General features: G+C 70.6%; 6 protein-coding genes and 1 pseudogene. 1 reads left to right on the top strand and 6 read right to left on the bottom strand.

Going from position 1 to position 10,809, the window contains the following annotated elements; all coding sequences use genetic code 11:
* The 6 genes from F8274_RS27255 to F8274_RS27230 form a co-directional block, all read right to left on the bottom strand.
* Positions 1-1,911, bottom strand: a 1,911-nt coding sequence (locus F8274_RS27255) for a glycosyl hydrolase family 28-related protein (RefSeq protein WP_151465226.1), incomplete at its 3' end; no start/stop codon positions are given.
* Between the two features lie 127 nt (positions 1,912-2,038).
* The gene (locus F8274_RS27250) at positions 2,039-3,664 is read right to left on the bottom strand and encodes a glycoside hydrolase family 13 protein (protein WP_151465225.1); all 1,626 of its coding nucleotides are present in this window, start codon (positions 3,662-3,664) and stop codon (positions 2,039-2,041) included.
* A 108-nt stretch (positions 3,665-3,772) separates the two neighbouring features.
* Positions 3,773-4,660: a carbohydrate ABC transporter permease gene (locus tag F8274_RS27245; protein WP_151465224.1), complete on the bottom strand. Its 888-nt coding sequence runs from the start codon at positions 4,658-4,660 to the stop codon at positions 3,773-3,775.
* Positions 4,661-4,672: 12 nt separating this feature from the next.
* Entirely contained in the window at positions 4,673-5,629 is a 957-nt protein-coding gene (locus tag F8274_RS27240) for a carbohydrate ABC transporter permease (protein ID WP_151465223.1), read from the bottom strand.
* A gap of 80 nt (positions 5,630-5,709) precedes the next feature.
* The gene (locus F8274_RS27235; protein WP_151465222.1) at positions 5,710-7,089 is read right to left on the bottom strand and encodes an ABC transporter substrate-binding protein; all 1,380 of its coding nucleotides are present in this window, start codon (positions 7,087-7,089) and stop codon (positions 5,710-5,712) included.
* A gap of 348 nt (positions 7,090-7,437) precedes the next feature.
* Positions 7,438-8,439, bottom strand: a complete 1,002-nt coding sequence (locus F8274_RS27230) for a LacI family DNA-binding transcriptional regulator (protein WP_151465221.1) — start codon at positions 8,437-8,439, stop codon at positions 7,438-7,440.
* Between the two features lie 249 nt (positions 8,440-8,688).
* On the opposite strand from F8274_RS27230, the pseudogene F8274_RS27225 reads away from it, so the two are divergent.
* A pseudogene (locus tag F8274_RS27225) lies at positions 8,689-10,713 on the top strand (glycosyl hydrolase family 28-related protein); the annotation flags it as partial.
* Positions 10,714-10,809: the final 96 nt, after the last annotated feature.

The following is a 10,809-nucleotide window of genomic DNA, read 5'->3' as shown; positions in this document are numbered from 1 at the left end:
GTACTGCGGGCCGTTGCCCCACTGCGGCTCGGGCCACGGCCCGCAGTACGGGCTGGCCGAGTACCAGCCGGAGTTGCCGGCACCCTGGGTGATCTGGAAGCCGCTGCCGACGCAGTTGTACATCGGGTTCGCCTGGGCGATGCCGGTGGCCCGGACGTTCGTGAAGCTGACCTGGCTGGGCGCCTGCACCTGGAGCGCGAAGGTCCCCGCGCCGTCGATGCGTACGTTGTTCAGGCTGATCCCGCTGGTCTGCCCCTCGATCCAGTGCAGCGCCGCGTAGGAGCTGTCCAGGATGTCGGTGTCGCTGACGGCGATGGTGGCGCCCTGGATCGGCTCGTTGAGCGCCGAGAACCAGAGCGCGCCGACGCCGAAGCGCCAGTTGTAGTCGGAGTTGCCGTTGCGGATCAGGGTGTTGCGGGCGACGGTGATCGTGCCGGCGACGGCGGTCGGGCCGTTGACGCCGGGATAGCGGTTGGCCACGTGGATGCCGCCGCCGTTGGTGACCGAGTCGGCGGTCACGTTGTCAGTGATCCGGATGTCCCGGCCCCCGTAGGTGACCAGGTTGTTGGCCAGGATCGTGACGCCGACCGTGTTGAAGGTGAAGGCGTTGTTGACGTTCGGCACGCTCTGCGCCCACATGGCCAGGCCGTCGTCACCGGTGTTGCGGACGAAGGTGTTCGTCACCGTGGAGTTGGTGACGCCCCAGTGGAAGTTCACCCCGTCGGCCGTCTGGTCGAGGATCCGGCTGTTGCGGATGGTGAAGTTGTCCATGGGGCCGTCCATCCAGGCGCCGACCTTGGTGTGCTGCAACCAGAGGTTGTCCACCACCGAGTTCGACATCGCCCCGCCCAGGGCGTTGACCTGGTCCTCGTCGACCCGCTCGCGGATGTCGCCGATGATGGCGAAGTCCCGCAGGGTGACGTTGCGGCTGGGTCCGCCGGCCTCGTGCGGCCGGATCTCGCCGCTGTAGCCGCCACCGGGCACGTACTTGCCGTAGATGCCGGCGGCCCGCTTGCGGTCGGTGGGGTGCCGGCCGCCGAGCACCGAGTACCAGGGACCGGCGCCGCGCAGGGTCACCCCGTCGACCACCACGTGGTCCCAGAGGGTGAAGGTGCCGGCGGGGATCCACACGACCTTCCCCTGTGCCTTGCCGGCGTCGACCGCGGCCTGGAACTTCGCCGTCGAGTCGGTCGCGCCGCTCGGGTCGGCGCCGAAGTCGGTCACCACGTCCAGCACACCGGCGGGCTTGGTGATCTGCGCGCCGACCAGCTCGAAGTCGGCCAGGTCGATGGTGAAGGTGGGCGACTGGGCGGTCGAGGAGACCTGGAGGCGGATCTTCGTGCCGGCCGGGTACGTGGTGCCGAACAGGGTGCGGGTCTCGTCGTAGAAGTGGTGCGGGTTGGTGTCGCCCGGGTTGTTGTTGAACGGGTAGCCGCCGTAGTACCAGCCGTACCGGGAGGTGACCGGCACGGACCTGACGAGCGTGCCGCCGGCGCGCAGGTCGATGCTGGCGTCCCGGCCGGTGCCGGCGGCGTTGTCCGGCAGGCTGTACCGGAAGGTGATCGCGTTGGCCGGCGCCGTGAGGGTGAACTCGACGTACTCGCCGGCGGCGTCGAGGGTGACCGCCTCCCGACCGGACGCCTCGGACGGGAGGGTGCCGTAGCGGCGGTCGGGGCCGATGCGGGTGCCGGTGTGCGCGACGTTCTCCGCCTCCTGCTCGACGAATCCGACGGTGGCGCCGCGGCCGGCGATGGCGAACGGGGACAGCCCGGCGGCGCGGGCCGGGGTGGCGGTGGTGGTGAGCGCCACGACGGTGACGGAGGTGGCGGCCAGCGCGGCGCCGGCGAGGACGGCGAGCCCCGCGCGGAGCCGGGCGCGACGGGCATGGTGCGGGGTGGTGTGGTCGGCCATGAGGGGTGCGCTCCCTTTCGTCGGATGGCCAGGTCCCCCGTGCGGTGCGGTGGTTTCCTCCCCTCCCTCCTGTTCGGGTGGCGCGGCGGGCGGCGCCGGCGGAGGGGCCGCCGGCGCCGGGGACGGGTCAGCCGGTGCGCAGCCAGACCGCGGTGTCCGGCGGCAGCCGGTCGTCGTCGAGCGGGCCGCTGGCCAGCAGCAGCCGCTCGTGGGCGGGCAGCGGCACGGCGGCGGCGGAGAGGTTGACCAGGCAGGTGAGGCCCGGCTCCCGGGCGAAGGCGAGCACCTGGTCGGGGGCGGGCAGCCAGGTGAGCGCGCCGTCGCCGAGCGCGGCCTCGGACCGGCGGATCGCGATGGCCGCCCGGTAGAGCTCCAGCATCGAGTGCGGGTCGCCGGTCTGGGCGCGAACCGTGCGGTCCTTCCAGTCGGCAGGCTGCGGCAGCCAGGGCCCGGCCGTGGCGCCGTCGGGGCTGAACCCGAACGGCGGGGCGTCACCGGCCCACGGCAGCGGCACGCGGCAGCCGTCCCGGCCGGGGTCGACCCGGCCGGAGCGTTCCCACATGGGGTCCTGGCGCAGCTCGAACGGGATGTCCTCGACCTCCCAGAGCCCCAGCTCCTCCCCCTGGTAGACGTACGCGGCGCCGGGCAGCGCCAGGGAGAGCAGCGCGGCGGCCCGGGCCCGGCGCGTGCCCAGTTCCAGGTCGGTGGGGATGCCCTCGCGCTTCGCCGCGAAGCTGAACCGGGTGTCGGCGCGGCCGTAGCGGGTGACGTGCCGGGTGACGTCGTGGTTGGACAGCACCCAGGTGGCCGGGGCGCCGACCGGCGCGTGCGCGTGGAGCGTGCCGTCGATGCTCTCACGCAGCGCCGACGCGTCCCAGGCGCAGCCGAGGAAGTCGAAGTTAAAGGCCGCATGCAGCTCGTCCGGGCGCAGGTAGTTGGCGAACCGCTGCCGGTCCGGCAGCCACACCTCGCCGATGAGGGCCCGGTCGCCGGTGTAGGAGTCGGCGACCCGCCGCCAGCCCCGGTAGATCTCGTGCACCCCGTCCTGGTCGCGGAAGGGGTGCGGCCGGTCGGGCCGGGTCTCGGGCAGCGTGCCGTCCTTGACCAGCAGCCCGGCCGAGTCGATCCGGATGCCGTCCACGCCCCGGTCGAACCAGAACCGCAGGACGTCCTCGAACTCGGCGCGCACCCGCGGGTGGTCCCAGTTGAAGTCCGGCTGCTCCGGGGCGAACAGGTGCAGGTACCAGTCGCCGGGGGTGCCGTCCGGGTTGACGGTCCGGGTCCAGGTGGGGCCGCCGAACTCGCCCACCCAGTCGGTGGGTCGCTCGTCGCCGTTCGGGCCGCGACCGGGCCGGAACCAGAACAGCTCCCGCTCGGGCGCGTCCGGCCCGCCGGCCAGGGCCGCCCGGAACCAGGGGTGCGCGTCGGAGCAGTGGTTCGGCACGATGTCGACGATGGTCCGGATGCCCAGCTCGTGTGCCTCGCTGATGAGCGCCTCCGCCTCGGCGAGGGTGCCGAACACCGGGTCGATGTCGCGGTAGTCGGCCACGTCGTAGCCGGCGTCGGCCATCGGCGAGGGGTACCAGGGGCTGAACCAGATCGCGTCGATGCCGAGCTCGGACAGGTAGCGGAGCCGGGACCGGATGCCGGCGATGTCGCCGATGCCGTCGCCACCACCGTCGGCGAAGCTCCGCGGGTACACCTGGTAGATCACCGCTCCACGCCACCACGGACCGCTGTCTGCTGTGGACACGAGCACCTGCTTTCTGCGTCGGTACGTCGGCGGGTTCGCCGGACCTGGATGTGGCGGGCGAACGGTCGTCGGTCGCCGCGGGAGGGTTCGCCGGTGGGTCCGGCCGGGTCAGCCCTTGAGGCTGCCGGTGGTCAGGCCGGACATGATGTTGCGCTGGAAGATCAGGAAGATGACGACGGTGGGGATCGCGGCGATGACCGAGGCGGCGATCACCACGTTCATGGGCGTGCCGCCGGCGAAGGCGTAGATGCCCACGCTGACCGTCCGGGTCTCGGGCGACGGCATGACCAGCTTCGGCCAGAGGAAGTCCTTCCAGACCGCCGTCACCGCGAAGATCGAGACCACGCCGAGGATGGGGCGCGACATCGGCAGGATGATCGACCAGAGCGTGCGCAGCGGCGTCGCCCCGTCCACGAAGGCCGCCGCCATGAGGTCCTCCGGGATCGAGTCGAAGAACCGCTTCAGCAGGAAGATGTTGAACGCGTTGGCGACCAGGGGCAGCCAGATGGCGAACGGCGAGTCGAGCAGGTTCAGGTGCAGGATCGGCAGGTCGATCACCGTCACGTACTGCGGGACGATGAGGACCATCGCCGGGATCATCAGGGTCGCCAGCATCAGGCCGAGGATCGCGTTGCCGAAGACCGGCCGGAGCTTCGACAGCGAGTACGCGGCCGCCGTGTCCAGGACGAGTTGGAACAGCACGGCGCCGGTCGCGTAGTAGAACGTGTTGAACAGCAGCTTGGCGAGGTCGAGGTTGTGCCACGCGTCGACGTAGTTCTGCGGCTGCGGGTCCTTCGGGAACAGCGACGGCGGCGTCTGCGCGATCTCCTGGCCGGACTTGAGCGCGCCGGTGACCATCCAGTAGAGCGGCCCGATGAAGACGAGCGTGAACCCCACCACGACGACGGCGAGCAGCGTCCAATAGATGATCCGGCCGCGTCCCCGTTCGAGTTGGGCCTGGGAGATGAGGGTCCGGGTCCCGGAGTCCTGTGGCATTCCTCGTCCGTCCTAGTCCTGTTTCGCGGTCAGCCGCACGTAGACGGCGGAGAAGCCGGCCAGCACGACGAGCATGATCACGCCGAGCGCCGCCGCGCCGTTGAGGTCGTTCTGGAAGAACCCGTGCTGGTAGATGAGGTACGCCACCGACGTCGCCGAGTCCCCGGTGCCCGCGCCGTTGGCGAGGATCAGCGGCTCGATGAAGAGCTGCATGGTGGCGACGATCTGCATCATCGCCAGGAGCGCGAGGATCAGCCGGGTCTGCGGGATGGTCACGTGCCGGATCCGCCGCCAGATGCCGGCGCCGTCGAGTTCGGCCGCCTCGTAGAGTTCGCCGGGGATGTTCTGCAGCGCCGCCAGGTAGATCAGCACGGCGCTGCCCATGTTCATCCAGGTCGACGCGAGCACCATGGCCGGCATGGTCATCCCGGGTGACTGCATCCACTCCGAGGTCGGCAGGTGCAGCGCCGCGAGGACCGCGTTGAACAGGCCCGCCTCGCTGGGGTCGTAGGCGTAGAACTTGAAGAGGAACAGGGCCGAGGCGGGCGGCAGCATCACCGGCAGGTAGACCAGGATCCGCAGGTAGCCCCGGGCGTGGCGGAACTCGTTGAGCAGGATCGCCACGAAGAACGGCACCGCGTACCCGAGGACCAGCGCGAGGAACGTGAAGTAGAAGGTGTTCTTCCAGGCGGTCCAGAAGCTCGGGTCGGCGATGATGCGGGCGTAGTTGTCCCAGCCCACCCAGGTGGTCTCGCCGCGGCGGGTGCGCTGGAAGCTCATCACGATGCCGCGGACCATCGGGTACCAGGAGAAGACCGCGAAGCAGACGACGGCCCCGATCAGGAACGTGTGTCCACTGAGGTTGTCCCGTACCTTGCGGCCGAGGCTGGTCCGGCGGCGACTCGTCGGGTACGGCGGCTCGGGGCGACCCGGTTGCCTGGTGGTACCCGGGACGGTGGTGATCGCCAAGGCTTCTCCTGCGGACGTCGGTGACCGGACGGGACGGGCGGGGTGTGGGGGCCGGCGCGCCGGCCCCCACACCCGGGGGCTCAGCTGCCGGCGACCAGCAGCTGGTTGACCTTGTCTTCGGCCGTCTTGAGCAGCGCGTCGATGTTCGCGTTCGGGTTCGTCAGGACCCCGGACATCGCCGCGTCGAGCACCGCGTAGACCGCCTGCGCGTTGCGCGGCTCACCCTTGATCGGGACCTGGTTCGCCTCGAAGATCGCGAAGTTCGCCGTGTCGACGTTGGCGTTCGCCTTGCGCAGCTCCAGCTCCTTCTTCTGCGCGTCACTCCCGTTGGCGAACAGCAGCGGCTGGGGCAGACCCACCGGGTAGTTCTGCGGCTTGGCCCGGACGTAGTCGAACTGGCCCTTGCCCGGCGTCAACTTCTGGTAGGCGATCCACTTCAGACCGGCCTTGACCTGCTCAGGGGTCAGGCCCTTCTTGAAGAAGTAGCCCTCGCCGCCACCCAGCGTCGCCTTCGCGGCACCGTCCTGGCCGGGCAGCGGACCCATGGCCCAATCCTGGAACTTGCCCTGGAACTGGCTGACGATCGCCTGGGTGGCGTCCGGGGCGCCGATGAACATGCCGACCTTGCCCGCGCCGGCGTTGGTCAGCAGGTCACCCCACTGGAGCAGCTGGCGGGCGCCCATGCTGTTGTCGCCGTACCGCATGTCCTTGAGGTTCTGCAGGACCTGCTTGCCCATGGCGTTGTTGAAGTCGGCCTTCTTGCCGTCCTCGGTCAGCACCTGGCCGCCCTGCGAGTAGAGCAGGGAGGTGAAGTGCCAGCCGCCGGTGTTGCCGGCGCTGTACTCGGAGTAGCCGGCGATGCCGTTGCCCAGGGCGGAGATCTTCTTGGCCGCCTCCCGGACCTCCGCCCAGGTCTTGGGCGGGTTGTTCACGTCGAGGCCGGCCCGCTGGAACAGGACCTTGTTGTAGACCAGGCCCATCGAGTAGTTCTTCACCGGGACGGCGTAGAGCTTGCCGCCGTCGGTGAAGACCCCCTTGAGCGCCGGGTCGACGCTGTCCCAGGTCGGGATCGTGTCCTTGTTGGCGTACTCCGTGATGTCCATGGCCTGACCGGAGTCCAGCACCTGCTGGAGATCGGTCATGTACCCGTAGAACACGTCGGTCACCGTGCCGCCGGCGAGGCGGGCCGTGAAGTCCGGCGGGTTGTTGCACTGCTCGCCGACGCTGACGCTCTTGATGACGATGTTCGGGTTCTGCTTCTGGAACTCGGCGACGTCGTCGTTCCAGTTCTTCAGCAGCTCCTTCTGGGCGCCGACCGGCTGGCAGTCGACGGTGATGGTGACCTTGCCGCTGGCGTCCTTCGCCGCGTCGTCGCTCTTCGTGGAGCACGCCGTCAGGCTGAGCCCCAGGCCGGCCACGAGCGCTATCGCCGCAGCCTTCCGGTACTGCGGTACGGACATCTGTCCATCCCTTCGGGGGAACGGGGTATCCATGGCCTTCGCTTGATTTGCCGTGATCGCCACCGCCCGGCGTCGAGGCCGGGTGTGAGTGGAGTCACTGTAGCGAGACGGACTAGTTGCGGCAAGGTTTCGATCGTGATGTGAAAGGACACGACTTTGTGACGACAGATGTCGACAGTGATACGCCGGCAGATCCGGTCCCGGGTTCCGTCCCCTGAGGTCCCGGCGGGCAGCAACGAGAAACGGCCGCCGACCGCGGTTGCGCGGTCGGCGGCCGAAGGCGTCGTCGGAAGGTCAGGCGGGCGGCGGTTCGGGGCCGGGCGCCACCGCGGCGCCCCGGGGCGGTGGTCAGCGGCCGGGGGCCGGCGCGGTGGAGCCGCGCACCACGAGTTCGGGCTCGAACAGCAGCTCGTCGTGCAGCACGCCGGCCCCCTCGATCTGGGTGACCAGCAGGTCCACCGCGGCCTGCCCCATGGTCTCGATGGGCTGCCGCACGGTGGTCAACGGCGGGTCGGTGCAGGTCATGAACGCGGAGTCGTCGAAGCCGACCACCGACACGTCCGTGGGCACCGCACACCCGAGCCGCCGCGCCGCCCGGATGGTGCCCAGGGCCAGCACGTCACTCGCGCAGATGACGCCGGTGACGCCCCGCTCGATGAGCTTGCTCGCCGCGACCCGCGCCCCCTCCATCGAGAAGCTGGAGCGCTCGACGTACGTGGTGTCGTCGGCCCAGCCCGCCGCCTGGATCATCGCGGCCAGCTTCCGCCGGGACGGGACGTGCCCCTCCGGGCCCAGCACCATGCCGATCCGCTCGTGCCCGAGCGAGCGCAGGTGCCCGTACGCCTGCTCGACCGCCACCGCGTCGTCGGTGGAGACCCGCGGGAAGCCCAGCTCGTCGACGCCGGCGTTGACCAGCACCACCGGCAGGCCCCGGTCGGTCAGCCGGCGGTAGTGCTCGTGCGTGGCGTCGGCGAGGGCGTACGACCCGCCCGCGAAGATCACGCCGGAGACCTGGTGGTCGAGGAGCATCTCGACGTAGTCCGACTCGGACACCCCGCCGATCGTGCGGGCACAGAGCGCCGGGGTGAAGCCGCGCTGCGCGAGGGACCCGGTCACCACCTCGGCGAGCGCCGGGAAGATGGGGTTCTGCAGCTCGGGCAGGACCAGGCCGACCAGCCGCGCCCGCTCGCCGCGCAGCTTCGTCGGGCGCTCGTAGCCGAGCACGTCGAGCGCGGTCAGCACCGCGGTCCGGGTCGCCTCGGACACACCACCGCGCCCGTTGAGCACCCGGCTCACGGTGGCCTCGCTGACGCCCGCCTTGCGGGCCACCTCCGTCAACCGCTTCGTCACGGCGGCAATCGTACGTCATTTTCTTGCAAGAAATGAACAAGGGTGGGCGGCACTCTTGCCTGATCCAAGCCGCCGTCGGCCACCCGGGCGGGCCGACGGGCTCCACCGAGCCCCGAAAGATTTGAACAGACAGAAGCTTGAATATCGACAAACGCCAGGAATAACATGAGGCACCTTTCGGCCGGTGCCTTCCAGCCGCGCCGATGCCACCACCGTCTCCCCCGTCCCCCGGTGAAAGTGGGTAGTCCGATGCAGCGGAGCGTGGAAGGCGCGGCGGGCCGGCGCCCGGCCGTGCCGATCGCCAGGATCCTCGCGGCGGCGGCCACCGCCGTCGCGCTGGCCGTACCGACCGGGAGCGCCGCCCTGGCCGCCGGCCACACCGGCCCCAGCCCGGTGGTCACCCGCGCCGGGCTCGACCCGGCATCGGTCGCCGGCCGGGGCGCCACCGTGGACTTCGTCGAGCAGGAGGCCGAACAGGCCCGGACCACCGGCACGGTCATCGGCCCGGACCGCGCCGCGTACACCCTCGCCGGGGAGGCGTCCGGGCGGCGGGCCGTCCGCCTCGCACCCGGCCAGTACGTCGAGTTCACCCTCCCGCGGGCGGCGAACGCGCTCACCGTCCGGTACAGCATTCCCGACGCGCCCGGCGGCGGCGGGATCACCGCGCCGCTGCGCGTCACCGTCGGCCGCGGACCGGCCCGCACCATGACGCTCACCTCGCAGTACGCCTGGCTCTACAACCAGTACCCGTTCACCAACGACCCCGGCGCCGACCTGCTCCACCCCGACTGGTGGATCACCGAGTGCTCCTGCGTGCCGGCGGCCACCACGCCCGCGCCCACCATCACCAAGCCGTTCCGGCCGCACCACTTCTACGAGGAGCAGCGCCTGCTGCTGGGCCGCACCCACCGGGCCGGCGAGGTGGTCCGGCTGACCGCGCCGACGGGCACGGCCGCCGCGTGGACGGTGATCGACCTGCTCGACGCGCACCTCGTCGCCCCGCCCCGGGTGCTGCCCCACGCGGTGAACGTCCTGGCCTTCGGGGCCGACCCGACCGGCCGCCGGGAGTCCGCCGACGCGTTCGACCGGGCCATCGCGTACGCCCGCCGGGTCGACCGCACGCTGTACCTGCCGCCGGGCACCTACCAGGTGAACCGCCACCTCACCGTGGACGACGTGACGATCGCGGGCGCCGGCAGCTGGTACACGATCGTCAAGGGCCGCGAGGTCGCCCTGGACACCCCAGCCCCCGACGGCTCGGTGCACACCGGCGTCGGCTTCTACGGCCGCGACGCCGCCGACGGAGGCAGCCGCAACGTCCACCTCTCCGGCTTCGCCATCGAGGGCGACGTCCGCGAACGCATCGACACCGACCAGGTGAACGCCATCGGTGGGGCCCTCAACCACTCCACCGTTGACGGCCTCTACCTGCACCACACCAAGGTCGGGCTGTGGTTCGACGGCCCCATGACCGACCTGCGGGTCACCAACACGGTCATCGCCGACCAGATCGCCGACGGGCTCAACTTCCACACCGGCGTCACCCACTCCTCGATCTCGCACAGCTTCATCCGCAACACCGGCGACGACGCCCTGGCCATGTGGTCGGAGCGGACGGGCAACGCGCACAACACCTTCGACCACAACACCGTGCAGTCCCCGGTCCTGGCCAACGGCATCGCCCTCTACGGCGGCACCGACCTCACCGTCTCGCACAACCTCATCGCCGACCCGGTCCGCGAGGGCAGCGCCATCCAGATCGGCTCCCGGTTCGGCGCCGAGCCGTTCGCCGGGCAGCTCCGCATCACCGGCAACACCACGGTCCGAGCCGGCACGTACGACCTGAACTGGAACATCGGCCTCGGCGCGATCTGGTTCTACGCGCTGGACCGCAGCATCGACGCCGACATCCAGGTGGTCGGCGACCGCTACCTCGACAACACCTACAACGCGATCATGCTGGTCAGCGACTGGCCCGTGAAGGACGCGGTCTCGATCAGCAACGTCCACTTCCGGGACATCCGGGTCGACGGCACCGGCACCTCCGTGGTGAGCGCCCGCACCGCCGGCTCGGCCTCCTTCGCGAACGTGGACGCGCGCAACGTCGGGGCGGTCGGGGTGAACAACTGCGGGTCGTTCCACTTCACGCCGGCCGGGTCGGAGTTCGCCCTCACCGACCTGGGCGGCAACGACGGCGGCTGGCTCGCCCCCTGGCTGCTGCCCAACACCATCACCTGCGACGATCGCCACCCGGCTCGACCCCACCACCGACCCGGACCTCACCCGGCTCTCCACCTCGTTCAACCACATGGTCGACCAGTTGGTGCGGCGGATCGAGCGGGACCGCCGGTTCGCCGCCGACGTCAGCCA

Origin of the sequence: Micromonospora sp. AMSO31t, from assembly GCF_008868175.1 — a bacterium.
Taxonomy (GTDB): domain Bacteria; phylum Actinomycetota; class Actinomycetes; order Mycobacteriales; family Micromonosporaceae; genus Micromonospora.
This window is presented reverse-complemented; position numbering and strand designations above follow the sequence as displayed.

Coding starts and splice junctions, on each gene's coding strand:
- F8274_RS27245 (WP_151465224.1), bottom strand. CDS start 4,660: ATGCCACAGGACTCCGGGACCCGGACCCTCATCTCCCAGGCCCAACTC.
- F8274_RS27235 (WP_151465222.1), bottom strand. CDS start 7,089: ATGTCCGTACCGCAGTACCGGAAGGCTGCGGCGATAGCGCTCGTGGCC.